General features: G+C 66.7%; 19 protein-coding genes. 11 read left to right on the top strand and 8 right to left on the bottom strand.

What is annotated here, in order from left to right; all coding sequences use genetic code 11:
- From ACFVV5_RS00005 to ACFVV5_RS00015, 3 genes are all read right to left on the bottom strand, one after another.
- Positions 1–2629 (bottom strand): SdrD B-like domain-containing protein (locus tag ACFVV5_RS00005; RefSeq protein WP_387237024.1); only part of this gene is annotated, 2629 nt, incomplete at its 3' end.
- An 83-nt stretch (positions 2630–2712) separates the two neighbouring features.
- Entirely contained in the window at positions 2713–7884 is a 5172-nt protein-coding gene (locus ACFVV5_RS00010) for an SdrD B-like domain-containing protein (protein ID WP_387237027.1), read from the bottom strand.
- 586 nt (positions 7885–8470) lie between these two features.
- Positions 8471–11020 carry a LuxR C-terminal-related transcriptional regulator gene (locus ACFVV5_RS00015; protein WP_387237030.1) on the bottom strand — a complete coding sequence of 850 codons (2550 nt, stop codon included), beginning with the start codon at positions 11018–11020 and terminating at the stop codon, positions 8471–8473.
- A gap of 260 nt (positions 11021–11280) precedes the next feature.
- On the opposite strand from ACFVV5_RS00015, the gene ACFVV5_RS00020 reads away from it, so the two are divergent.
- The 4 genes from ACFVV5_RS00020 to ACFVV5_RS00035 all read left to right on the top strand — a co-directional run bounded on the left by ACFVV5_RS00020 (position 11281) and on the right by ACFVV5_RS00035 (position 13992).
- Positions 11281–12096, top strand: a complete 816-nt coding sequence (locus tag ACFVV5_RS00020) for a shikimate 5-dehydrogenase (protein ID WP_387237033.1) — start codon at positions 11281–11283, stop codon at positions 12094–12096.
- Positions 12097–12170: 74 nt separating this feature from the next.
- Entirely contained in the window at positions 12171–12422 is a 252-nt protein-coding gene (locus ACFVV5_RS00025) for a DUF6458 family protein (protein ID WP_387237036.1), read from the top strand.
- A 106-nt stretch (positions 12423–12528) separates the two neighbouring features.
- Positions 12529–13482 (top strand): MerR family transcriptional regulator, encoded by a 954-nt coding sequence (locus tag ACFVV5_RS00030; RefSeq protein WP_387237039.1) that lies wholly within the window; start codon positions 12529–12531, stop codon positions 13480–13482.
- Between the two features lie 9 nt (positions 13483–13491).
- Positions 13492–13992, top strand: a complete 501-nt coding sequence (locus ACFVV5_RS00035; RefSeq protein ID WP_387237042.1) for a DUF402 domain-containing protein — start codon at positions 13492–13494, stop codon at positions 13990–13992.
- Positions 13993–14099: 107 nt separating this feature from the next.
- Here the strand turns inward: ACFVV5_RS00035 and ACFVV5_RS00040 are convergent, their stop codons facing one another.
- Entirely contained in the window at positions 14100–15182 is a 1083-nt protein-coding gene (locus tag ACFVV5_RS00040; protein WP_387237045.1) for a hypothetical protein, read from the bottom strand.
- Between the two features lie 166 nt (positions 15183–15348).
- Here ACFVV5_RS00040 and ACFVV5_RS00045 point away from each other — a divergent pair, with 166 nt between their 5' ends.
- From ACFVV5_RS00045 to ACFVV5_RS00065, 5 genes are all read left to right on the top strand, one after another.
- Positions 15349–15594, top strand: a complete 246-nt coding sequence (locus ACFVV5_RS00045; RefSeq protein WP_387237048.1) for a hypothetical protein — start codon at positions 15349–15351, stop codon at positions 15592–15594.
- 50 nt (positions 15595–15644) lie between these two features.
- Positions 15645–16226, top strand: coding sequence for a dihydrofolate reductase family protein (locus tag ACFVV5_RS00050; RefSeq protein WP_387237050.1), 582 nt, complete (start codon positions 15645–15647; stop codon positions 16224–16226).
- Between the two features lie 159 nt (positions 16227–16385).
- Positions 16386–16544: a hypothetical protein gene (locus ACFVV5_RS00055; protein ID WP_387237053.1), complete on the top strand. Its 159-nt coding sequence runs from the start codon at positions 16386–16388 to the stop codon at positions 16542–16544.
- Positions 16545–16717: 173 nt separating this feature from the next.
- A complete protein-coding gene (locus ACFVV5_RS00060; RefSeq protein WP_387237056.1) occupies positions 16718–18901 on the top strand; it encodes a PKD domain-containing protein in 2184 nt (727 codons plus the stop codon).
- Positions 18902–18956: 55 nt separating this feature from the next.
- Positions 18957–19880, top strand: a complete 924-nt coding sequence (locus tag ACFVV5_RS00065; protein WP_387237059.1) for a hypothetical protein — start codon at positions 18957–18959, stop codon at positions 19878–19880.
- Positions 19881–19923: 43 nt separating this feature from the next.
- Here the strand turns inward: ACFVV5_RS00065 and ACFVV5_RS00070 are convergent, their stop codons facing one another.
- Together ACFVV5_RS00070 and ACFVV5_RS00075 are read right to left on the bottom strand one after the other, a co-directional pair.
- The gene (locus ACFVV5_RS00070; protein ID WP_387237062.1) at positions 19924–20394 is read right to left on the bottom strand and encodes a hypothetical protein; all 471 of its coding nucleotides are present in this window, start codon (positions 20392–20394) and stop codon (positions 19924–19926) included.
- 116 nt (positions 20395–20510) lie between these two features.
- On the bottom strand, positions 20511–21353 hold the full coding sequence (locus ACFVV5_RS00075; protein ID WP_387237065.1) for a CPBP family intramembrane glutamic endopeptidase: 843 nt from the start codon (positions 21351–21353) through the stop codon (positions 20511–20513).
- 120 nt (positions 21354–21473) lie between these two features.
- Here ACFVV5_RS00075 and ACFVV5_RS00080 point away from each other — a divergent pair, with 120 nt between their 5' ends.
- Both ACFVV5_RS00080 and ACFVV5_RS00085 read left to right on the top strand, forming a co-directional pair.
- Positions 21474–22406: an NAD-dependent epimerase/dehydratase family protein gene (locus ACFVV5_RS00080; RefSeq protein ID WP_387237068.1), complete on the top strand. Its 933-nt coding sequence runs from the start codon at positions 21474–21476 to the stop codon at positions 22404–22406.
- Positions 22403–23326 carry an RNA polymerase sigma-70 factor gene (locus ACFVV5_RS00085; protein WP_387237072.1) on the top strand — a complete coding sequence of 308 codons (924 nt, stop codon included), beginning with the start codon at positions 22403–22405 and terminating at the stop codon, positions 23324–23326. Before ACFVV5_RS00080 ends, ACFVV5_RS00085 begins: the two co-directional genes overlap by 4 nt.
- Positions 23327–23346: 20 nt before the next feature.
- Here the strand turns inward: ACFVV5_RS00085 and ACFVV5_RS00090 are convergent, their stop codons facing one another.
- The gene (locus tag ACFVV5_RS00090) at positions 23347–24264 is read right to left on the bottom strand and encodes an NAD(P)-dependent oxidoreductase (RefSeq protein WP_387237074.1); all 918 of its coding nucleotides are present in this window, start codon (positions 24262–24264) and stop codon (positions 23347–23349) included.
- Between the two features lie 116 nt (positions 24265–24380).
- Entirely contained in the window at positions 24381–25361 is a 981-nt protein-coding gene (locus tag ACFVV5_RS00095) for an FRG domain-containing protein (RefSeq protein ID WP_387237077.1), read from the bottom strand.
- Positions 25362–25391 lie beyond the last annotated feature (30 nt).

A 25391-nucleotide genomic window follows, 5' to 3' on the forward strand; every position in this document is an offset into this window, starting at 1 on the left:
TCCCCCCAGCGACCGTCGAATCCGTCACCACAACGTTCTCCAACTCCGAAGAACCCGTGTTCGACACCGTGAACGACAACTCACGCCGCTCACCCCCAACGAACCCAACCGCATCAGCCGGAACATCCGCCGCATTACCCGCCACATCACCCTTCACAATCACCACACCATCAACCGTGGTGAAGCCGAAGTCGTAGGTGTGGTTGTTCTGGCCTTCGTTGCCCGTCGTCACAGCGACCTCGGGGAAACCTCCGCGCTTGGCGTCGATCTGCCGAGCGCGATCCGTTGAGGGGATTCCGTCGGAGTCGTTGGCGTCGCGACCGGCCAGGGTGTCCTGTCCGGTGTTCGGGACGGTGGGCTTGTAATCCGCGAGAGGACCGCTGGCTTGGTAATCGGCAGGGTTGTCGACCGCGATCACATACTTGGTGCCCGGCTGAAGCCCATCATGAGCCGAGTCGAAGTAGTACTCGCCGTCTGCGTTCGTGACCGCCGTAGCGATCGGCGCACCCGTCCGATTTCCGTTCTCGTCGGTGGCGAAAAGGTGGACAGTCACGGCAGGGGCGGCCTTCTCGTCGGGGTCCTGGACGCCGTTGCCGTTCGAGTCGATCCAGACGTAGTTGCCGATCTGGAGCGGGGCGTTGTTCGCGAGGACTGCAATGTCACCCATCGACATTGCCTTGCCGAAGTTGGCGTCGGCTCCCATGTGGTTCACTTGCTGGAAGTCGACACCGGAGGTCGGGCTGTTGGTGTTGTCCGCGCCGTCCGGCTTGCGGCCGGTGGTGTTGTCGAGCCAGAGAACGCCCTGCGCGGAGCCCACGTTGGCGTAGGGGTCGAGGTCTCGCGGGTCGATCGAGTTGGTCACGAGGTATTGCTGACCAGGCAGATATCGGAGCCCACCACCGGTCGTCTCGTAGTGAGCGGGCGCCCAGAAGTCGCCGGAGAAGAACTCTGGTTCCGGTGTGGTTCCGCCTGCGCTCTCTGACCACGACTGCGACGGCGGAAGAGCACATCCGGCGTCGCCTTCCCACACATAGTCGCCCTTTGTCAGGCAGACTTTGTTGATGTCGCCGGGGCCGCCGAAGCCAGTGCGGTGCGACCCGTCGATGGTGTAGGAGTTGGCTCCCAGCTGGAACGTCGTGCGATTTCCGAATCCGAGGACCAGCGAACCATCGGTCTGAACGTCGATGTCGGTCAGAAGCGGAGTCGGGTAGTTCGTCTCGCCAAAGTCGGTGGCCTGAAAAGGCGAGCAGTAGCCCCACTTCGACGGGACGTCGGTCCACGCTCGCCAACCGTACGTGTTGAAGTCAGCGCTGCATCCGGTCAGCGTGCCCGACACGTCGTCGATGTCGACCGTGTCGGCGCCGCGAACCTGGTTGAGCGTGTTGTTGACAATGATCTTGCCGGCCGTGAAGACGGGGGCGAGGGCGTTGACCTTGTAGACGACTGCACGCAGGTCGTTGGTGTCGCCACTGGTTTCAGCCGAGCAGACGCCGCCGACGTAGACGTCGCCGTCTTTGACCTTCAGGCCCCAGGGGCGCCAGTTCTGTTCGCCGCCTGGACACGCAGGGTTCGCGATCGGGGTAGAGGCCTGCGAGCCGGCGGTCCCGTCGGCATTGATCGGGATCGTGACGAGACTCTTCGTGTTGAGGTTGACCGTGTAGAGCCGGTCCCCGTTCCCGGAGATTTCCAGGCCGCCGAGGCCTTCTCGTCCGATGGACTCGAAGAACCCGACGGTCTCGGGGAGCTGGGCGAGGCTTGCGTCCAACGCGTTGGGAGTCTGGTAAGGCACGCCCGCGTCAGCAACAGTTGCAAAGACGTCAGAGGATGGCCCTTGCCCGTTGACGTTGACCTTGTAGATCGCACCTCGGCCACCGGGGCCCACGTCGACGCCCCACCGGTTGTATGAGGCGACGTACACCTGGTTGCGTCCCTGTGCTGCGACGCCCCAGACCGATCCCACTTGCCCGGCGGTGGCGAGGTTGTCACCGGCTCCGAGCTTTCCAGGGGTGCTTTGGTTGTTGTTGTCCGTGCGGTCGTTGTAGTTGAAGCCCATCACTGCGTGCTGGGCTGAAATGTTGCCGAATGCGTTTCCCCAGCCCTGGGCGGTGACGAGTTCGGGATTGTCGGCGACGAAGTCATTCGGGTTCCAGACACCCATCGTGAGCGTCTGGTCGGTGACTGCGCTGAGATCGACCTGAGTGGTCAGCGGGACGAAACGGTTCGAGGCAGTCGAAGTCGGATCGATCAGAGCGGGCGCGAGATAGTCGAGCGACGCGGGGATCGACGCCTCGACGCGGTAACGTCCACCGGTCAGCTGCGCTGAGGGAGCGAACGTTGCGACCCCGCTGGAGTCGGTGAGCTCGGTGACGGCCTGGCCAGACCCATCGATGAGTTGGACCTGGATGCCCGCTACACCAGGCTCGGATGCGCCGTCCGCCAGCCCGTTCGCGTTGAGGTCTCGAACGACGGCCACCTTCAGGGTGGCGCCGCTCGTCGCGGCGGTGGCCGCGGAGACGATCGCGGGCGAGATCAGTGACGCCAGCACAGCGCCGATGCCCGCGAACGCCACAGATCTGCGCCAGGGATTGGAACTAGTTTTTCGCATTTCGTCTTTCCGTTGCGCTTTCATGGGTTCTTTCCTGTGGTCGGGCGGGGGAGAGGGCGGAGGGGCCGCGGAACGGCCCCTCCGCCTCGGGGAGGTAGCTGACTAACTCAGCTCGTGATCTCGGCGCGACGCTTGCGTCGGATCAGCAGAAGGATTCCGCCGAGCCCGAAAAGGCCGAGTACTGCGATCCCGGCGCCAGCCAGGTCGCTACCGGTCTTCGCCAGCTTCACCTCTTCCTGGGTCAGAACCTTGGCGTAGAACGGGTCCGAGGCACCGACTACGAGGCGCTCGACGTTCGAGGGCTGGACGGCCGTCGTGGCACTGCGGGCAACACCGAGCTTGGCGGCCGGATCCGCGGGGCTCGGGGCATCGGCGACCCTGGGTGTCGCGTCGGCGTCGGCGACGCCTCCAGTGAGAAGCGCGGCTGCCGTTACCTGAATGCCACCCTCGTAGGTCCGCGTGGAGTCCTTCGATGCGTCAAGAGTGAGCTCAGCGGAGCAGTTGAAGGAATCTCCGGGATTCCATGTCCCCTCCCACTCAGTGCCGGTGGCAGGACCACCGAGCGACGAGAAGTCACAGGTGAGGTTTTCGAGCTGCGGACCACGCTTGGTGTCAGGGCTGACCTGAATGTAGGACAGTGCGCTGAGACCGGAGTTCGTGGTGACGAAGCCGACCTTGTGCGGACCGGTGCTGGTTTTCGAAGCACTCACCATGTAGGTGATGGCATCCTCAGCTGAGTTAGCGTCGCGAGCGACGCCCGCTCCGCTGAGCGGACCTGCCGACTCGGGGAGGAAGCCACCTCGCGCGTCGAACGTCGTTGCGCTGATATCGGCGCTCTTTGCCCAGAACTGGTCGGTCTCGGTGAGAGTCCCATGTCCGTTCGGGGCGTCCGCAGTAATAGTGACTTCGTCGCCATGAATCGGCTCCCCCGACGTCAGCCTCACGGCCGCGTTGCATTCGATGACGGCGTTGGGCGACCAAGCGCCAGTGAACTGGATGGTCCATTCCTTGCTGTTGCTGTCGTAGACAGCGGGGACGGGCGTCGTCTCTCCCGGGAAAACGCACACCAGGTCGGTCAGTGTGTCACCCGCGAGGGTCTTGTCGGAGAGGCTCACGTTGCTCAGCGCCTCGGTGCCGGTGTTCGCCGCGCGGAACCGGATGGGCGAGCTGCTGTCGAGGGGATAGACGGTTGCGGTGTCTTCGGTGTTCGCGTCGTACCACAGGGTTCCACCTCGTCCCTCCTTCTGGATCACGATGGAGTTTCGGTAGGTCTTGGCGTTGAACGGGTCGTCGTCGGTCACCGTGATGTCCGTGACCCTTTTTGTCGTCGGGTTGGTGATGCTGCCGACGACCTTCGAGGTGTCCGCGTGCGTCTCGCCGTCATTGAGAGTGACGTTGCCTTCACAGGTGAAGCTGTCACCGACTTCGAAAACGGTCGGCGCGATATCTCCGAGGTTCGTCGCCGAGGCAGCCCACGAGATCGTCCACGTTCCGGTGTTCGAGTCGAACACGCCCTCGGTCGGGGTGTTCTCGTCCGGGAAGGTGCACGTCACGTCGGTCAGAGCAGGGCCGGTGTTGACCGCGTCAGTGACGACGAGGTTGGCCAGCGGTGACGTTCCCGTGTTGGTCACGATCCACTTCACCGGCTTCGTACCGGTGTTGGGCGCTCCATCGACGAGCTCGTACTCGACGGCGTGTGCCTCGTCGTCAGCGTCGACCGCAGGGTCGAGCGTCGACTTGGCCTCATCAGAGCCGTCCGCCGGACCCTGGTCGCGACCATCCCACTTGATGATGGAGATCTGACCGGAGAACGCGTTGTAGTCGTTGTCGTCCCGGACGGGGTCGCCGCCGCTCGCGGGGATTGCGGCGACTTCTGACGTATTCCGGTGCATGTCGGCAGCGTTTCCGAGCACGAGGAGGCGCGCCTCACACGTGAACGTGAATTCGGGCTCCCACAGTGCGGTCGGGGGCGACGTGTGGGTCGCTGCCCAAGCAACAGTCCATGTCGTGCCGACGAGCACACCTGCTGTGGGCTGCGTCTCGCCCGGAAACACGCACTGCATTCCTGTGATCTGCCCGCCGGTGATCGTGGAGTCGGTGACGACCACGTTCTTGAGCTTGTCCGTGCCGGTGTTGGTCACGTCGAAACGGATCGTGCGGGTCTCGCTCGGCGCGTAGCCCGCCGCGTCCGGTGGAGTGTCCGCGTCGTTGACGATGGGGGCGTTGATGTCCCCACCCGTCCCGGTGTCGCCCTTCACGATCGCGACATCAGCCTGCGTGGTCTCCGCGTGGAAGGGGTCCTTGTCGGTCACCGTGATAGTGGAGCGGACCGGGTCACCGTTGCCATCCAGCGACGGCTGATCGGTGAACGGGTCACTGTCCGGGTCGGACGGGTCATAGGACGGGTTCGGCGCCGGCGGCACCACGACCGCGTCCACCGTCGCCCCATCCCCATGCGTCTGACCGGCAGCCAACTCGACCGTTCCCTCACAATAGAACGTGCTGCCCGGAGCCCACGGCCCCACCCAGGTCGTCCCACTAGTCGGCGCCGCCTGATCGCCGGCCGCCGTGAAGTCACAGGTCAAACCCTGCAGATCCGGACCCACCAGGGTCAGATCCGACACGTTCACCATCGTCAACCAGGTCGAACCGGTATTCGTCACCGCGAACTCCACCCGCTGGCCACCCGTCGACGTCCCCTCCTGGTCGATTCGATAGACGACGGCCTCATCAGCCGTGTTCGCGTCGCGCTCACTCTCCGAGCTGAGGGGCTTGTTCGGAATACCCGCAGCATCCTGCACCGGGGTGAACGTCCCCTCCCGGTCGTCGTACTTGATGATCTGAATCTGACCGGTGAACGCGTGATAGTCGTCGCGGTCATGGACCGGATCACCCGAGCCCTCCACCGACGCATCCACCTCAGCAGCATCCGCATGCGGAGCGGCGTTGCCTGCCATGGTCAGCGTGGCGTGACATTCGAAGGTCTCGCCGCGTTCCCAGACTGCCTTGTCGTTCCAACTCGCATCCCACCGCACTGCCCATAAACCATCGGTCTTCGTACCGGCAGTGGCGGAGTCGTCTCCCGGGAATTTGCAGACCAAGGATTCGACGGTCGCGCCCGAGATGGTGCGGTCGGTGATGGTCACGTTCTGCAGCGACTCGGTCCCGTTGTTCGTCACGTTGAAAGTGATGCCGCGTGACTCGCCGGGGGTATAGCCCACGGCAAGGTCCGGGGTGTCCGCGTCGTTTTCTTCGTCGTCACCCTTCTCGATGTCGACGCTGGGCTGGTTGAGGTAGAAGCCGAAGTCGATCGTGTGGTCGTTGCGACCCCAACCGCCAGTGGTGACGGGCGCGTCGGGGAAGCCGACAGAGCCACCCGGGATCCGCCGTGTCGGGTCGGTGGACGGAACGCCGTTGGAGTCGTTGACCTGTGCTCCGGCAGAACCGGCGGCACCGGTGTCGTGCACAGTCGGGCTGTAACCATGGAGAACTCCGCCGTCGGCATAGTCCGCGGGGTTGTCAAGGGAGACGACGTACTCGGTGTCCGGCTCGAGACCGTGACTGATCGAGTCGAAGTAGTACTCGCCCTTCGACCCCGTCTTGACCGTGGCGATGACGTTTCCGGTCGGCTTGCCGTTCGCATCGGCCGCGTAGAGCGAAACCGTCGCGCGGGCGACCGGCTGCTCGTCCGGGTCCTGGACGCCGTTCTTGTTCGCGTCGATCCAGACGTAGTTGCCGATCTGGATGACTCCGCTGGCGATCGCGGTGAGGTCACCCATGGCGTTCGCCTTGCCGAAGAAGCCCACATAGCTGGCACCTGCATCGCTGCTCTGGAACTCTACGTTCTTGCCAGTTGCGTCTCCGAAGTTCCGCCCCGTGGTGTTATCGAGCCAGCGGACGCCATTGGACCAGATGCGCTCCGGATCGATGGCCGTACTGAGTACAGCCTGCTTTCCGTACAGGTAGCTGATGCCGCCGAGCGAGGTCTCCCAGTGGTGGAGGCCGAGGTAGTAGTCACCAACGTAGTACTCGACTGAATCGCGGTCCTCGGCGTAGCCGGTCTGCTTGGGGCGGCTGCACGGATCGCCCTGAGCGACAGGGAGGGTGTTTCCACTGCCGGCGCACAACCGGACGATGTCGCCGCCACCACCGTCGAAAGTGTGATTTCCACCCCGAACGCCGGAGGCGTACCAGCCGTACTGCATCGAGGCGCGGTTGACCATGCCGAGGACGAGGTCGCCACCTTCTGTGACTTCGATGTCAGAGACGAGCGGAGTCGAGTAGCCGAAGACGCCGCCGGGGCGGAGGTGCGTCGGGTCGGTGTCGTCCCACGCCCGCCAGTCGCCGCCGGCTGGATTGACATCGACCATCCGAGAACGCCCGCTGGGCAGCGAGGTCATCACCATCGGCACACCGAAGCTGATGCTGTCGGCGGCCACCTTGTAGACGACGATTTCGAGGTCGTCCGAGCTGTTCGTGGATTCACCGGAACAGACACCACCGACGTAGATGCCGCCGTCGTGAACGCCGAGGCCCCAGGGACGCCAGTCGAGGTCGGCCGGGCAGCCGGGGTCGGGAATCGCGATGCTGCTCTGCTGTCCAGCGGTGCCGTCCGCGTTGATCGGGACGCTGACGAGGCTGCGGGTGTAGAGGTCTACGACGTAGAGGGTCTTGCCGTCCTCGGAGAGATCCATGTCACCAAGGCCCGATTTGCCGATGCCCTTGAAGAAGGCCTCACGCGTCGGGACATTGGGAAGAGTGCTGTCTGCCGTCGCAAGAGGAGTCGGACCGTTGTCTCCGATGTCAGGGATGGTTGTGAACACGTCGGCCGGGGTGATCACGCTCGGGTCGTTTCCGGTGGCAAGCTTGTAGATCGCTCCGCGCCCACCTGGGCCAATGTCCACGCCCCATTTGTTGACTGCTGCGGCGTAGATCTCCGATGTACTCCGTGCGGCTAGACCCCAGGTGGATCCAACCTCGCCCATCTGTGCGGCAAGGTCGTCGCCGATGCTGGCGACAGTGTCCTGCCGCCATCTGCCGTTGGCGTTGGGGCCGCCATCGTTGTAGTCGAACGCCACGATGGACTGTTGTCTTTGGGCTGCATTCGCCGTGGCCGGCCAGTTGCCCCACGCGACAGAAGTGACCAGTTTCGGGTCGTCTCCCGTGTAGTCGGCAGGATTCCATACGCCCATGGTGATCTGCTGGTTCGCGCCGTTGGACGCGTCAACCGTGGCCGTCAGCGGCGAAAGTGCATCGGGCCCCGTGACGGATTGCTTCACAATCGCAGGCTGGAGGAAGGGCATAGATGAAGGAATCGATGCCTCCGCGCGGAACTTCTCACCAGTCAGAGTGCCGTCGGGGTGGAACGTGGCGAGTCCGCTGCTGTCGGTAGTCGCCTGAATCGAGTTCCCCGCGGAATCGAAGAGCTCGACCGCGAGCCCGGCGACACCTGGCTCGTTGACCTGGTCTGGCACACTTGCGTCGGCCTGACGAGGGAGGGTCGGATCCCATTTTCCGTTGGCGTTGAAGTCACGCACGACCCGAACGGTCACAGACCCGGCGGCGGCCTGCACGCTATCGCCCGCTGACGGAACGAGTATCGCTGTCCCCGCGATGACGACTGCCGCAACGGCGGCGATCGAGCGGAGACAGTGTCGGGCGCGTAGCGCGAACGATTCGCTGTGATGTGATAGCAACTGAGAGGTCCTCCTGGATCCGGGCTGACCTGCTCAGACGGTTCACGTCGCGTACAGGCCGAAATGCGTGCGGTAAGAAGACTCGTATCGGCGTTCGGGCTTACGCGTTCGCTCGAACTCGATCTGCGAATTTCGAATCAGACCGTGCTGATGGCCCATGCACGACGGCTCAGCCCAAGTGGTGGCCGATGTGCTCGAGGAAACTGCGCAGTTGATTCCGGCTTGCCACCCGCGCCTTTCGCATGGACCTGAGCAGATGACTTTCGACCGTGCGGACGGAGAGCACGAGCTCGTCGGCGATCTGCTGGTTCGACAAACCGGATGCGGCCAGTTGGGCGATTTCCAGCTCTCGATCGCTGAGCTGCACGAACGGGGTATCGAACCGTGCAGCGTCGAACACGCCTGGGCGAAGGGAGCCTTCGAGCTCGTCGCGGGTGCGAGCAACGTCTGCGGCCGACATCTCGTCGTCCGATGCCGTGTGGAGATCGATTGCTTGTCCGTATGCTGCGAGGGCGATCCCGGCGCGCCCCTGGTCCCACAGTGCCGAGGCCGCGTCGGTCATTGCACGCGGATCACAGTTGACCGATGCTTGGACGTACGCGAATTGGGCCCGGACGAATGCCCCCTCAGCCGATCGCACGCGCGCACTCAGTCGGTCGAGTTCCCCGGCATCCGGCAACAGTTCGAGCCCCGTAACGTATGCCAACGCCGCCGACATGCGCGCACCGCGTTCCCACATGAGATCACCCGTCCGAACGGCGATGGCGGCTGCCTCTTCACGGTTGCCCAGGCTCGCCTGCACCTGGACTTCCGCCCACCCACGCATCTGCCCGGGGAACGGTCCGTCGGGAACGGGGAGACGCTGAGAATCCTCGAGTCGCAGCTGAGCCGCCTTGCGGTGTCCTTGCCGGGCCGCGACCACGCTCCCCATGATCGTCAGGCCGAGATAGGAGAGGGGAGGCCGGCTCGAGGATTGTCCGAGAGCGAGGAGTTCTTCGAGCACGCGATTGGCATCTCCATATCGACCGTCGACGATCGCGCAGAGCGCCAGGATCTCACCGTGTGCGCGCATCGCGACCACGTCGAATCCCGATCTGGCGGTCTCGATACTCCGAGACGAGGTCTCGACCACGGACGGGATGTCGGCGCGCGCAATCCTGTTCAATGCGTCGATCGAAGCGACGAGGTAGTCGTCGCTGACGTCGACGATCTCCGTGAGGCGTCTGAGTTCGCGCTCTGAGGCGGTGATTTCGCCTCGCGTGGTGTGAACATAAGCTCGGGCACGCAGAATCGCCGCTGCCACTCGATGATCGGTGTCTCTCTGTGGCTCCGGCAGCTGTTCGATGTCCGGCACCGCGATCAGCTCGTTTTCGATCTCGACTGCACGCGCGGCCAGGATCGTTCCCAATCGCGAGTGCCCCGAGGCTTCTTCCCGAAGCCTGCAGATCGCCCCGGCAGGGTCGAGATGAGCGTAGGCACGATGCTCCGCCCAGCGGATGAGCCAGCGAACGCGTAGCTCGCTCGGTCCCGTCAGGTCAGCGGTCGCCTCGAACACTTCGTCGATGTCCGAGCGTGTGGCAGCGGACTCCATCAACGCGTCGAGGTAGCTCACCGATGTGTCGAGCGATGTCGATCGCTCCCACTCCGAGCGTGCGGTCAGTAGTCTCGCGCGTTGCTGTTCCTGCATCAGTCGCACGAACTGTGCGGCGCTCGAATCGGCCCGCTCCTCGCCGGCGAACGCCTGCACGCCGTCCAGTTCCAGTGCATCCGTGATCGCTTGCAGGATTCTCAATCGCCGAGATCGAACCGGGAGGTGCCGGAAGTATTCCACCAGCAGCGGCGGCCGAACCCCGATGAGGTAGCGGGAGCCGGTGGAGTAGAGCTCGACGAGAGACAAGGCTTCAAGTCGTTCCAGCTCCCGGGCGTCCGCGAATTTGTCCGCGGTCTCGACATCGGCGACGCCGAGCAGCGAAAGCGTCTCGAGGAGTTCCCGTTCCGCCGGCGTAAGTGGCTCTAACAGAGTCTCCATCTTCGGTTTCAGCGACGGCGACCACAGGTCCCGTCCTGCAGCCCATTGGTTATTGCGGATCTCGAGACTGTGCTCGAAGCGCCCTGCATCCGCGAGCGCCAGGGCGAGCCCCACATTTCCTCCCGACTTCGCGTACAGACGAGAAGCGGTCAATGCCTCGACAGGTCCACCCAGGTGGTCGTCGAGTGCTTGCTCGAGTTCCTCATATCCCAGCGGTGTCAGCTCGACGACGAACGACGGGTCCAGTGTCGAGCCTTGCAATCCGGTCGGTGTGGATCGAGCGCCCCTCCCTGAGAGCCTCGTCAAAGCGAACGGAATGCCGTGTTCACGATTCAGCGACGTGATCGCTCCCCAGCTCACTTCGTCGAGATCGTCCCAGTTGTCGATGACCAGGAGCGATTTCCCGTGTGGCAGCCGGTCGGTCAGTTCGGCAACGACGGACGGCAACGCACTCATCCGGCTGTCGCGCGCGGCCTCGATGCCGGCGAGTGAGAGCGCGACGAGCGGGTATGCGGACAGGGACGCGATGCCCGTCACAGACTCGACTTGCCAGGAGCGGTTGAGGAAGTGCGCCCGAATACGTTCGAGCATTCGCGTGCGCCCACTCCCTCGATCGCCGACGATGTTGACGCACGCACCTGAAGCAAGCACTTCAATCGCATGACCGAACAACTGCTCACGGGTATTCACGTTGTGCTCCATTCACACAGCACGTCGTGCACGCTGATCGCTTTGCGTTGCACACGTGTGGGCTCACCGCCGCATCTGTGGGGCCGGCCCACGGAGCTTAAACTGCCGATACCGTCGCTTCGGAAGCACGAACCTCAAGCACCGTTCGCCCTGAACTCGGTACCGGATGCGCGCGGCCGGCGTCGTGAGCAGCGGAGGCTGCCTGCTCTATGAGGCGTCGCGCCGAAGCCCGCCGTGCTGAAGCCTGCCAGGATGGGGTCATGCCCATCCTGAACAAGGACATGCAGGTGTGCATGTCGCTCGCAGCACGGCCGAGCAACATCGGCACCCGGTTCCACAACTTCCTGTACGACGAACTCACCCTCAACTTCATCTACAAGGCGTTCACGACCACCGACTTGGAGGGCGCTGTGCGCGGCATCCGGGCACTGGGCATCCGTGGCTGCTCGGTGTCGATGCCGTTCAAAGAGGCGATCATCCCACTGGTCGACGTGATGGAGCCGTCTGCTCTGGCGATCGAGTCGGTGAACACCGTGGTCAACGACGACGGGGTGCTCACCGCGTCGAACACCGACTACGAGGCAGTGGCCACGTTGCTCGCCGAGCACCGGGTCGACCCCGCTCAGCGGGTGCTGCTACGCGGGTCGGGCGGCATGGCCAAGGCTGTGGTCGCCGCGTTCCGCGGGGCCGGCTTCGACGACGTCACCGTCCTGGCACGCAACGCAGAGGCCGGCTCCGGGCTGGCCGAGCGATACGACTACGCGTGGGTGCAGGACGAGCCGGATGCCGGCTACGACGTGATCGTCAACGTGACCCCGCTCGGGATGCGCGGCGATGCCGAGAACACTCTCTCCTTCAGCAGCGCCCACATCGAGAGGGCGTCCACCGTGTTCGACGTCGTCGCGTTCCCGTCGGAGACTCCCCTGATCGCCGCCGGCCGGGCCGCTGGAAAGAAGCTCATCACGGGCGCCGAGGTGATCGCCTTGCAGGCCGCACGGCAGTTCGAGCGCTACACCGGCGTCTCCCTCACGGCAGACCAGGTGGCGAGGGCCTCGGAGTTCTCCCGCGCGGAGTGAGCGGGCCAGCGCGGAGTGAGCGTACCCGCGAGTAAGGTGTGGGGCAGCCTCTCTGGGCAACGGAAGGAGCCGACATGGGCATCGGCAGCGGAATCTTCGTGTTCGTCGTGGGGGCGATCCTCGCCTTCGCCATCACCGCGGAGATCTCTTGGATCGACCTGCGACTCGTGGGCTACATCCTCATGGGCGCCGGGCTCGTGATCTTCGTCCTCTCCCTGATCTTCACGCTCCGCCGGCGCCGTTCGACCGTCACGACGCGTGCCGGCATCGATCCGGCCACAGGCGAGCGCATCGACGAGCGCAGCACCCGCAGCGACGAGCTCTGATCCCGGGCAGCCGGGTCGCGGGGCAGCCGGGCACTCGGGGTCGCCGCCGCTCGCACGGCTTACGTTGCCCTCTAGGTCAAGGTCTAGCCTGGCCGTGGAGGTCACCATGCAGATCAGCGAGCTCGCCGAGCGCGCCGGCGTCACCGTCAAGGCCGTGCGCTACTACGAGAGCCTCGGGCTGGTGGTGCCCGACCGGCTGCCGAACGGCTACCGCGACTACGGCGACGAGCACCTGCGCGTGGTCGCCGAGATCCGTGAGCTGTCGGCATCCGGAATCTCGCCGAGCCGGGCGACGCCGTTCATCGAATGCCTCGGCACCGGGCACGTCCACAGCGACGAATGCCCGGCGTCGCTCGCCGCCTACCGCGACAGCATCGCCGAGCTCGACCAGGCCATCGCCGGCCTCATCGCCCGCCGTGAGCTGCTGGCCCGCCGCCTCGACCAGAGTGCGCTGCGCGGGTTCCCGGATGCTCCCCCGACCGCTCCCGCCGACTTCACCTCACTCCCCTCCGGCCTCCCCCGCCCCGAGGACGACGGCGCCGCCGACCACCTCCCTGGGCTGCGGCTGCCCGCGCTGACGCTCCCGACCTCCGACGGCGGCAGCGTCGACCTCGCCGCACTCGGACCGGGCCGCTCCATCGTCTATCTGTATCCGCTCACCGGCCGCCCCGGCGCCGACCTCCCCGACGGGTGGGACGCCATCCCGGGCGCCCGCGGCTGCTCGACCGAGGCCTGCGACTTCCGCGACCATTTCGACGATCTGCGCGCGGCCGGCGTCGGTGCCGTCTACGGCCTTTCCAGCCAGGACCTCGACTACCAGGCCGAGCTCGTCGAGCGCCTGCAGCTGCCGTTCGCCATGATCTCCGACGAGCAGCATGAGCTGGCGGCCGAGCTGCGCCTTCCCACCTTCGTCGCGGGCGGCGCGCGCCTCTACACACGGCTCACCCTCGTGGTCCGCGACGGCCTCGTCGAGCACGCGTTCTACCCGATCTTCCCGCCGAACACGCACGCTCAGCAGGTGCTCGGCTGGCTTCAGGACAACCCGGAGCAGCCCCTCTAGACTGCCCGCATGCCTTCGGATGCCTTCCCGCCCGCACTCCTCCGCTGGATCTCGGACGCACGCATCAGCAGTGCCTACGAGCATTACGTCGTCGAGGACTCCGAGCGATGCATCGCCCTCTGGCAGCCCGCCGGGACGGTCGGCCGCGTCGCCACCGGTGAGCGCGGCGGCCCTCGCGGCCGCAACATGGTGCCCGGCGGCTGGGACGGCGGGTACGCGCCGCACACCTGGACGGGCGACGGCGTGCTGCGCGTGCACGTTCCGGGCGAGCCGTGGTCGACCTGGCGCTGGCTCGGGCCGGCCGGGTGGACCGCCCACTCCTACGTCAACCTCGAGTCACCGTGGGTGCGCACCCCGCTCGGTTTCGACACCGCCGACTGGATCCTCGACGTGATCGCCGACGCCGACGGCAGTCACACCCTCAAAGACGAGGACGAACTCGCCTGGGCGATCGAGTCCGGCAAGTTCGGGGGCGGAGCGCGCCGCCGCCGTCGAGGGCGCGCGACGTGAGGCGGTCACCGCCGTCACCGCCCATGCGTTCCCGTTCGCGGCGGACTGGGACGAGTGGATGCCGCTGCCGAGCGCTCCCCCTCGCCCTCGCCGGCGACTGGGAGTCGCTACCCCTCTAGCGCCGCCTGGTCCGACCAGGTGATCGACTGGTACAGCGCGCCCGCATCCGTGAACGAGCTGATCGACCCTTGGACATGGACGTCGATCGGACTCGTCGTCTCGATGTCGCCGTGCTCCCCGGAGGCTGCGATGGCGTAGTCGGCGTGGAATGTGACGGTGCCCGGGGTGGCCGTGGTGACCGGCCAGCATCCGGCGGCGCTCACTCCAGCCTGAGTCCCGAGCCGGCAGTCGAAGTCCCACGCACCGACCGTGAGCGTCGGGCGGGTCCGCAGCGTCCAGGCCGGGTCGGTCCACACCTCCCCCGCAGGCGCGCCGACATCGAGGCCGAATGAGCAGTTCTGCGGCTTCGGATCCGGGTCGGCGACGCACTTATCGACCCAGGCGTTCGCCGCGGCCGTGGCGGCCCCCATCCCCCTGGCGGTGAGCTGTCCCCCGGTGCGCAGGAGCGTCTGGTCTCCGAAACCCGCGACCGTCACGCTCGAGCCGGGGAGAGTGAACCATGCCGCCTTCGTCGTGGCCTCCAGGGCGTATGTGCCCGGGAAGGCGTTGAGCTGCAGCACCGCACCCTTCCAGCCGAGGGGCACTCCGGCGATGGTCGCGTCGACGCGGCCGGGGGCGCCGATGGTCACGGCGACGGTGCTGAGCGCGGCGGGCCGCAGCGTCCACACGTCGATCCCCAGCGGACTGAGCGGTGTCCACGCACCCTTCGTCAGGGTGAAGGCGGTCTGGCTCCTACCGCTTCCCTGGAGCACCTCGGCGTCGACGGTCGCCGTCGACCCGGTCGTGGTGACGTCCAGGATGCGGAAGCCGGTCATCCGGTCGGTCGCGTTCGCGTACGCCCGGTTCGTGAGCAGCACATCGGCGGCGCGCTTCGAACGATGCTCGAGCTGGACGGCGGTCTCGACGTCTCCCCGCTTCACGGCGCCCAGGTACGCCGAGACGACGGCTTCGGGCTGGGAGCTCGCGCGGGTCTGCAGCACGAGCACGACAGCGGTGGCGCCGACACCGAGGCACAGGGCGGTCACGAACGCCCCGATCGCGATCCACAACGGCGTGCGCGATCTCGTCATGTTCGTGTTCCCCCCGGCGTCCCCGATATCAGCAACCACACTCTAGGGCCATGGCGGCGCGGCCGGATGTCATACCCGCGGATGACCCGGCCACGACCCCCGGTGGATGCCCGCGAGCGGCGCGATCGCTTGACTGGAACAGTCGGCCGACGAGGGGAGAAAGACGATGACGACGTTCAACAACCACCTGCCACTCACGGGTTCGGTTCCGCAGGTCAGGCGCGCGCAGGGGGCGCTCGCCGGGATCGCGGACAACGCCTACCTGAGGTTGTTCGCGGTGGTCGTCGCCATCGCGGCCGGCGCGGCGGCGCTCATCATCGGGATCGGCTTCCTGCTCGACATCGTCGTGCCGGTGATCTTCGCTGATGAGCTTCGCGCGCTGGCCGCACTCTTCCCCCAGACGGTCGGCTGAGCCCGGTCGGCTGAGCCCCTGGCGTAGAGTGCCTCGCGGGAGGTGCCTCCATGGCCAAACTCATCTATTCGGCGATCGCCTCACTCGACGGCTACACCGCCGACAGCTCCGGCGGCTTCGATTGGGCCGCCCCCTCCGAAGAGGTGCACGCCTTCGTCAACGATCGTGAACGCGAGCTCGGGACCTACCTCTACGGTCGCCGGATGTACGAGACGATGCGGGTCTGGCAGACCATGCCCACCGGACCGGACCAGCCCGACGTCATGAACGACTTCGCCCAGCTCTGGCGGGACGCTGACAAGGTCGTGTACTCGTCGACGCTGACCGAGGCATCCACACCCCGGACTCGCATCGAGCCGCGGTTCGACCCGGCCGCTGCGCGCGACCTCGCCGACAGCTCGGACCGGCCTGTGGGCGTCGGCGGTCCCACGCTCGCCGCCCAGGCGCTGCGTTCCGGGGTGGTGGATGAGGTGCACCTGTTCCTGGTGCCCGTCTCGGTGGGCGGCGGCACGCCGGCCCTCCCGCATGACGTGGTCCTCACGCTGGACCTGGTCGACGAGCGCCGTTTCGAGAACGGGACGGTGTACCTGAACTACACCGTCACCGGCGCCCGCTCGAGCGGATTCGCCTGAGGGATCCGTGGCCGGTCCTGTTCGGAGGCGCGCTCGGCCTTGCCGTGCTCGGAACCATCGACGTGCTGCTGCGCAAACGCTGAGTCCGGGCATCCGGATGCCGTCACGCGCTACCCTGGCGAGTGGCGGCACTCTGGTGTGCGGTCGGAGGGGAGTCCCGTGCTCGCAGTCCATGTGCTGGCGTCGTGCGCCACGAACGCTCCGTGCGACGACACCGGCAGCCCCTTCGACCTGCTCCCGTGGGCTGCTCCGGTCATTGTGCTGGTCGGCATCGCGCTCGTGATCGTGTTCGCCGTGTTCGCGCGGCGTGGGCGCTGACGTCAGGAAGAAGCGCGCAGCGGAGACCGATTCATTTCGAGTTTCTCTCACTTTTCTCTATCTTCAGCGGAACACGAGGATTAGCCTGGAGGCGAGTCCGTACCCGACGAACTCCTGCTCCTGTCGGGGGTGCATCAGCAGAGCGCGCTTGTGAACCGCGAAGGAGCGGTCGGATGCATGCTCTTCGAATCACCTCAGGCCTGGCAGTCGGCGCCGCGATCATCGTGAGCGCCTTCGTCGCGCCGGCGTCCGCCGCACCCGGGATCGCGCCCGGCGCCACGAGCGTGCACTTCACGTCATCCGGCGACTTCGGAACCGCGGCGTCGGCCCAGGCGGTCCTCGCCGGCATCGGAGCCGCCCATCCCGACCTCCACCTCGCGGTCGGCGACCTCTTCTACGGCCCCACCGGCCAGGAGCAGACCTGGTGCGATCTGGTCACGCAGAACGTCGGCGCCGGATTCCCTTTCGAACTCGTCTCCGGCAACCATGAAAGCAATGGAGAGAACGGCAACATCAACGACTTCTCGGCCTGCCTCCCCAACCAGCTCCCCGGCGTCGTCGGCACCTACGGCCGGCAGTACTACGTGGACGTGCCCCAGGGCGCTCCGCTCGTGCGATTCGTGATGATCTCCCCCGCACTCCCCTTCTCGGACGGCACCTGGAGCTACGCCTCGGGCACCCCGCGCTACAACTGGACGGCGGCCGCCATCGACGGGGCGCGTGCTGCGAGCATCCCGTGGGTCGTGGTCGGGATGCACAAGCCGTGCCTGTCGATGGGGCAATACACCTGCGACCCCGGAGCAGACCTCCTCAATCTGCTCGTCAACAAGAAGGTCGACCTCGTGCTCACCGGCCACGAGCACCTCTACCAGCGCACCAACCAGCTCGCCACGGGCTCCGGATGCACGGCGATCGTTCCCGGAACCTTCACCTCCGCCTGCGTGGCCGACACCGACAACACCATGGCCAAAGGCGCCGGCACGGTCTTCGCCACGGTCGGCACGGGAGGCCAGGGCAACTACGACATCAACCCCGCGGACTCGGAGGCGAACTACTTCGCGGCGAGGGCGGGTTCGGCAGCGAACCCGGTGTACGGATCGCTCGACGTCACGGCCACCGCGACCCAGTTGTCGGCCTCCTTCGCCCGAGCCGCCGGCGCGAGCTTCGCCGACTCGTTCACACTCGGACCCGAGGTCTGGAACGGCAACAGCCCGCCGAACGCGAGCTTCACGTCGGCCTGCACCAACCTGGACTGCACGTTCGACGGCAGCGGATCCACCGACATCGACGGCACTGTGACGGGCTACGCCTGGGACTTCGGTGACGGCGGGACCGGCACGGGAGTCGGGCCCGCGCACACATATACCGCCGCGGGCATCTACACCGCACGCCTCACCGTGACCGACAACGGAGGCGCCACTGCCACCACGACCCGCACTGTGAACGTCGCGAGCAATCAGCCGCCCACCGCCACCTTCACGTCGGCCTGCACCGATCTCGCGTGCACGTTCAACGGAGGCGGCTCGACCGACCCGGACGGCACCCTGACGGGCTACGCCTGGGACTTCGGTGACGGCGGCAGCGCCACGGGCGCCGCACCGTCGCACACCTACGCGGCCGCCGGCAGCTACACCGCACGTCTCACCGTGACCGACAACGGAGGTGCCACCGGGACCACCACGCGCACCCTGAACGTCACCTCTCCACCACCTCCCGGCGTACTGGCGGCCGACCCCTTCGAGCGGACGGTCCCCGGCGGGTGGGGAAACGCGCCGACCGGCGGGGCCTGGACGTTCGCGGGGAGCTCGACGCGCTACGCGGTCAGCGGCGGAGTGGGCAGCATCCAACTGCCGACAGGGTCAGGCGGGTCGACCTATCTCACCTCGGTGTCCTCCTCGGCGACGGACCTCAAGCTGAAGGTGGGCGTCGACAAGATGCCCTCCTCGGGGAGCGTGTACCTGTCCATCTCGGGCCGGCGCATCGCCACGACGGGCTCGTACCAGTCGAAGGTCATCATCTCCTCGGCCGGAAAGCTGACGATCTGGATCGTGCGGGTGAATCCGACCGGAGGGGCCGAGGTCGTCCTGCAGACCGGAGCCGCCGTGCCCGGGACCTTCACCGTCGGATCGAAGGTCGCCATCCGGGTGAAGGTGACGGGGACGAGTCCCACGCTCATCGAGACCCGCGCGTGGCTGGACGGCACGCCCGAGCCGACGACCTGGCAGCGCTCGATCACCGACTCGACGCCGGAACTGCAGGCGCAGGGCGGGATCGGGATCACGGGCTACCTGTCGGGCGGGGTGGCGAACACGCCGGTCACCATGACGGTCGACGACCTCTCGGCGGTGACGCCCTGACCGGTTCACCCGCCACACGCTAAGCTGAGACAATCTCATCTTAGGGAGGCGGATGATGGCTGCCGGATCATGGGCGACGATGTCGACGGGCGAGCGACGCGATCGCGCTACGAAGGAAGCGTTCTGGGTCGCGCTCAGCGTTCTCATCGTCGCCGTCGTCCTCCTCTTCGCGGGGCAGGTCTGGGCACACCTGAGCGGTGCGGCCGGCGGCTACACCGCGTCGGTCACCCGGGTGGAGACGCCGCAGTCGACGAAGACGACGGAGAAGGACGAGATCGTCACGGGTTCCACTCCGTCCCACACGACGTCGAAGACGACCGAACGCCAGAGCGGGAGCACGATCAAGACCACGGAGGCGCCCGCGAAGGACACGTCGTTCCTGGGGCGCGTCTTCGCGAACCCGGTGTCGACCTGGGTGCTGCAAGCCCTGCTCGCGCTCCTGCTCGCGTTCCTCGCCGGAGCAGCCTGGCAGCGCTTCCGGCTCGGCGAGTACGGATTCACGATGGCGGGCCTCGTGGTGCCGTCGCTGCCGGAGATCCCCTCGGGCGAGACCAAGGCCGTCAAGGACGAGATCGACGAAGACGAGACGCACTTGCGCGGCATCCTGGATCTCACCGTGTACCGGCGGCCCCGCTGGTGGTCGATGCCACCGCAGGCGGACGACGCGGTCCAGGTGCTGAAGCTGCAGCGGATCAGTCTGGAAGCCGCACTCCGCGAACTCGCACTCGTGAAGCAGCTGAACCCCCAGAAGCCGCTGGCGACACTGGTGGGCGAGCTCAGCGCACCCAATTCGCCCACGCAGACGTTCGCGGTCGAGTTCGGTGTGTCGATCCTGAAGCTGACGGCGCTCGGCGATCGGCTGATCGGCGGCGCGGGCATCTCCGACGCCGCGAGCGTGTCACTACGCGCCGCGAACGACACCGCGATCCACCTGCTGTTCGTCCTGCTGCCGGCCGACCCCCCGCCGGCCGGCGGCTGACCGCTCCAGACCGGGTGACCGGCTCCGGATCAGGTGGCCGGCTCTAGACCAGGTGGGTCACGCGGGTGTTCCACACGTCGACGCGCGAGTCCACGAACGAGTGGACGCTCTCATCGATGTGGTACTGCGTGTGCGAGAGGCGCGCAGCGTGCGAGCGGAGCACGGCACGAGCCGCGGATCGCCGCGCCTTCAGCTTGAACAGCGACATGAGGGCGCCGATGAGGATGGTGACGACGAGCGCGGCGGCAAGCCAGAGGAAGCGCGTCATCCACACCTCGGGCAGGCCGACGCTCGCAAGAGCCCACGATCCCGCGACGACGACCAGCAGCAGGATCACGGTGATCTGCACGGTCTTGCGTGCGAGCGTGGTCCGTTTCGTGGCGAGGAGCCGTCGAGCGCTCTCGATCTCGCGCTCGCGCTGACGACGGCGCTCCTTCGCCCACAGCAGGTCGCGCTCGTGGCGGCGGGCTAACCGTTGAGCGTGATCATGGGCATGGTTGTAGGGCTGGTTCACAGGCGTGTCCTTCGGGTTGACGTGACTGTTCCAAAGGGAAGTATGGCGCTGACACGCGCCGTTTACCAGTAATTCAGCCCCTGAGCCGTGCACCCAATACGAGGCACGTCGCCGCGCTACTGCGTGAGCGCTGCTGCCTTGCCGACACGTCCTCGGACGAGGAACAGGGCGACGACGGTGAGGATCAGGTAACCCCACACGGCTGCGCCGGCGAGCGGGAGCAGCGGGCTCTCGGGCCCGCCCGCACCCGTGTCGATGCCGCCCGTGGCGAGGAATGTGGCCGGGTCGGTCAGCGCGTGCAGGATGATCGGATAGATCAGGTTTCCCGTCACCCGGAGCGTCAGGTACATGCAGACGCCGAAGACGAAGGTGAAGCCCATCGTCAGCAGCACCGTCAGCACCGGCTGGCCGAGCAAGAGGTTCGACGCGTGCAGGAGGGCGAAGATCAGCGACGAGAGCAGCATCACCGCCAGCTCGGAGTAGCCGTGCTTGCGCAGCAGCGTCACAGCGATTCCGCGCGTCAGCACCTCCTCGGAGAAGCCGATGAAGATGCCGGCGACGAACGTCACGGCGATCGTCCCCGCCGAGTACGCGCCGTAGTCGGTGCCGAAGAGGCGGAGCAGGATGGCGGCGGCGGCGAGGGCGGGCGCGATCCACATCCAGCCTCGTCCGCGGATGGGCTGGCGCGAGAACAGGGGTTTCAGCCAGCGGACCGACACGAGGAACGCCAGCAGGATGATCGACCCGACGATCACCGGGAGCGCCAGGCCGAAGAACACGCTCTGCGGTGTGGCGAACAGGTTGGCGGCGTCGAGCCGGCTGCCGAACAGCAGTCCGATGAGCAGGCTCGCGCCGTTGTAGAGCGCCAGGTAGACGGCGGCCGCGAGCAGGGCCTTCCACCATCCGCCGCGATCCCAGAACGCTGCCCAACCGGTTTTCGTGGTGGCTGTATCGGGCATTGACGGCTCCTGTCGGGGTGGTCGGGACAATGGGGGTCGCAAGAACAACCTACCTGTCACAATTCGCGGGGCTGTCTCGTCTCGTGATCAGAGGCAGACCGTGGATCAGTAAGGAGAGTCATGCGAGTGTTCGTGGCAGGCGGGACCGGGGTCGTGGGGCGACGGCTGGTGCCGCAGCTCGTGGCCCGGGGGCATCAGGTGACGGCGACGACGACGAATCCGGCCCGGCTGGAGTTGCTGAGACAACTGGGCGCCTACGCCGTCGTGATGGACGGACTGGATGCGGCGTCGGTCGGCGAGGCCGTCGCCTCGGCCCAGCCGGATGCGATCGTGCACCAGATGACCGCGATCTCCGTGACGCACGGCGGCAAGCCCGACATCAAGCACATGGATCGGTGGTTCGCCCCGACCATCCGGCTGCGCACCGAGGGCACGGATCACCTGCTGGCCGCGGCCGAGGCGAGCGGTGTCTCCGATTTCGTCGCGCAGAGCTACGGGAGCTGGAACGGAATCCGTCAGGGCGGCTGGGTGAAGACCGAAGAGGACCCGCTGGATGCGCTCACGGGAACGGCGGCCGAGAGGGGGATGGCGGCAATCGCCTACCTCGAGAAGGCGGTCCTGGCTGCGGGGGGCGCCGCACTCCGGTTCGGCTCGCTCTACGGGCCCGGTGCGAGCGACGACCAGGTCGAACTCGTGCGCAAGCGGCAGTACCCGCTGGTGGGAGACGGCGCCGGGCACCTGTCCTGGCTGCACCTCGATGATGCGGCGAGCGCTACTGTCTTAGCTGTGGAGCAGCGGGCATCCGGAGTCTTCAACGTCGTCGACGACGAGCCGGCGCGCGCCCGGGACTGGCTGCCGCACCTTGCGAAGTCGGCTGCAGCCAAGGCGCCGCTGCGGGTCCCCACCTGGGTTGCGCGGCCACTGGCCGGTGACGTGGCGGTGATCATGATGACCGAGGGCCGCGGCTTCTCCAACGCCAAGGCCAAGCGGGAGCTCGGCTGGCAGCCGCGCTACCCCTCCTGGCGTGAGGGCTTCAGGGACGGGCTGGCATGACACGCGTCGAGGAGTTCGAGGAGCTGCGGTCGCTGCTCTTCGCCATCGCGTACCGGATCCTCGGCAGCGTGAGCGAGGCCGAGGACGCCGTACAGGAGACCTGGCTGCGCTACGACGCGTCGGCGACGCAGCCCACGTCGACGAAGGCCTACCTCTCGGCCGTGGTGACGCGGGTCTCGATCGATGTGCTGCGCTCGGCCCGGGTGCGCCGGGAGCAGTATCCGGGCAACTGGTTCCCCGAACCGCTGGTCACCGACCCGTATGCGGACCCGGCCCGGTCGGCCGAGCTCGCCGACTCGGTGTCGATGGCCGCTCTCCTGCTGCTTGAGCAGCTCACCCCGCTCGAGCGAGCCGTCTTCGTGCTGCGCGAGGTGTTCGCGTTCGACTTCCGCGAGATCGCGACCGCGGTGGGTCGGTCGGAGGCGGCGTGCCGCCAGCTCGCGGTGCGGGCGCGGCGCCACATGGATGAGGGGCGTCCGCGATTCGAGGCGGATCGGCGGGAACGGGACGAACTGGCCGCGCGGTTCTTCGACGCCCTGCGCGAGGGCGATGTCGACGGACTCCTCGAGTTGCTCGCCGCCGACGTGCAGATGATCGGGGACAGCGGCGGCAAGGCTCCTCAGTGGGGCAAGGGCGTCGTCGGGGCGGCCAACGTCGCCCGGGTCCTGCGGTCGATCTTCCCGCCGTTCGTCGCGATCGGCGGCACCCTCGAGCCTCACACCGTGAACGGCCAGCCGGGTGCGATCCTCCGGGATCGGGACGACAAGGTGATCAACACCTGGACCCTCGAGGTACTGGATGGGCGCATCCAGGCGATCCGCACGGTGCTCAACCCCGACAAGCTCGGGCACGTGGGTCCCGTGGCGGACGCCTGGGCACTCCTCCGCGAGGCGAATCGGGTCCGGCGGCCGACCGACTGATCCGAGCATCCGGATGCCCGTCAGCGCCCGGGCGCGGCGCTACCGGGTCGGGTCGGCGCGCTGACCGCGTCGTACACCCACGCCACGTCGTCGCCGCCGTGGCCCTTCGCGCTCGCCTCGGCGTACAGGCGCTCCAGATCGTCGAGGTACGTGGTCGCCCGCGAGGATCCGGCCGTCGCTTGAGCCAGACGCAGATCCTTGAGGAGCCCGTCGAGGGCGAACTGCGGAGCCCTGTTCCCTTCCAGGATCACGGCGCTCTTGAGGTGCACATACGGGCTGTCCGACGCCGACCCCGTGACGGCCTCGACAAAGATCGCGGGATCGAGCCCGAACATCCGGGCGAGCGCGACCGACTGGGCGGTTCCGGCGGTCAGGCTCCCCACCCAGGTGTTGCAGACCAGCTTCAGGTCGGATGCCTCGCCGAGGCGTTCGCCCACGACGATCGATTTCGACCCGATCGCGTCGAAGATCGGCTGCAACGTGGCGATCGCCCGACTCTCGCCCGAAGCGAGCACGGTCAGCGCTCCGTTTTCCGCAGGTCCCTTGGTTCCGAGAACGGGCGCGTCGACCACGCTGATGTCGTATCCGGATGCTGCAGCGGCGACCGCGCGCATGCCGTCCGCGCCGATCGTGGAGCTCTGCATCCAGATCGCACCCTCACGCACGGCAGGGAGGAACTCGGAGGCGACGCGCACCACGGCGTCGGCGTCGAACAGCATCGTCAGCACGACGTCGGCATCCCGCATCGCATCGAACGGGTCGGCTGCGGCGCGCGCGCCGGCGTCGACCAGTGGCTTCGTCTTCTCGGCGCTCCGGTTCCAGACCGTCACGCGCAACCCGGAGCGAAGAAGCGATCGGGCCATAGCCGCTCCCATCGTTCCGGTGCCGAGAACTGCCACACGAAGATCGGTGGCCGTGAGATTCGATGATTCGGACATGACTTCCTTCGATTCGTCGCCCGGGAAAGGCGTGCTGGTGTGTGTCCAATCCAGACTGACAGCGGGTCCGCGCGGTGTATAAGACCGCCCATCGACCAGGTCATAAGCACGACGAATCAATCGGAAGGGCCCGCGTCGGATCCCCAGGAGTCGGTCAGGGATTCGGCCGATTCCGTGAGGAACGCCGAAAGGCCACTCATATCCGCGTAGATGGACGAGGCGCGGTAGCCGTAGACGCGCTGAAGCTGGTCTCGGATCTCGGCGATCGCATCCGCTTCTAGCTTGAGGGTGTACATCGGGCCGGTGGCGTCGCTGGTCGCTGTCCGCTCGATCTGACCGAACCGGAGGTTGATGGAGCTCGTCTCCTGGATTTGAGAGAGCGTCCACCGCAGCCGCGACTCCGGACCGATCCGACAGAGAGCCGCCTCGCCGCCGCCGACCGGTGCGCCATCGATGATGAACCCGGCGTTCTGGGCGGCAATTCGTTCGGAGTACGCCGGCGGTCGCCAGACACGCACGTTGTGCCCCGTGCCCCAGTCGGCGTCGATTCTGTCGGGGTCTGTTCGAAGCCCGAACCACCACGGATACCTTTCCGCCCAACGACCGCGAAGATGCACCGGCGGCCGCTTGGAGGCGAACGCAAAGACCCGCGCGGCGTCGGCCCGACCTGTGTCCTTCGGCTCGACCGCGAACCAGGCCGCTATCAGCGGGTTGGCCGTCACATCCAAGAGCCGCGTGGGTCCGCCGTAGTGCTGCAGGCTGGCGAAGATCTGCATCGCGCTGAGATTGTCGAAACGCCAGTCGTAGCGCGCGCGACGCAAGATCTGTCGTTCAGCGGCAGCCATCTCCGACTCGGTGGGCGCTCGCTCCAGGATCATCGAGAGTCGGCGGTAGAGCGAGCTCTGCAGCGCCCAGTCGGCCGACCGTGCTCCTCGCCAGACCAGCTCGCGTCCCGAATATCTGGCCGTGAGCTTCTGCACCTGGTCGAGGAAGTCCGGCCAACTCGTGACTTCCGCCTCCCACGGCGTGAAAACTGACGCGGGAGAATTCCACTCGGGCGTGGCTGAAGCGGGGCCGGTCGACACGGAGGAGACCATGACCACATTCAAACTCAGATCACTGCGTCG

It is taken from the genome of Leifsonia sp. NPDC058248 (assembly GCF_042881905.1).
In the GTDB taxonomy this organism is placed as follows: Bacteria; Actinomycetota; Actinomycetes; order Actinomycetales; family Microbacteriaceae; genus Leifsonia.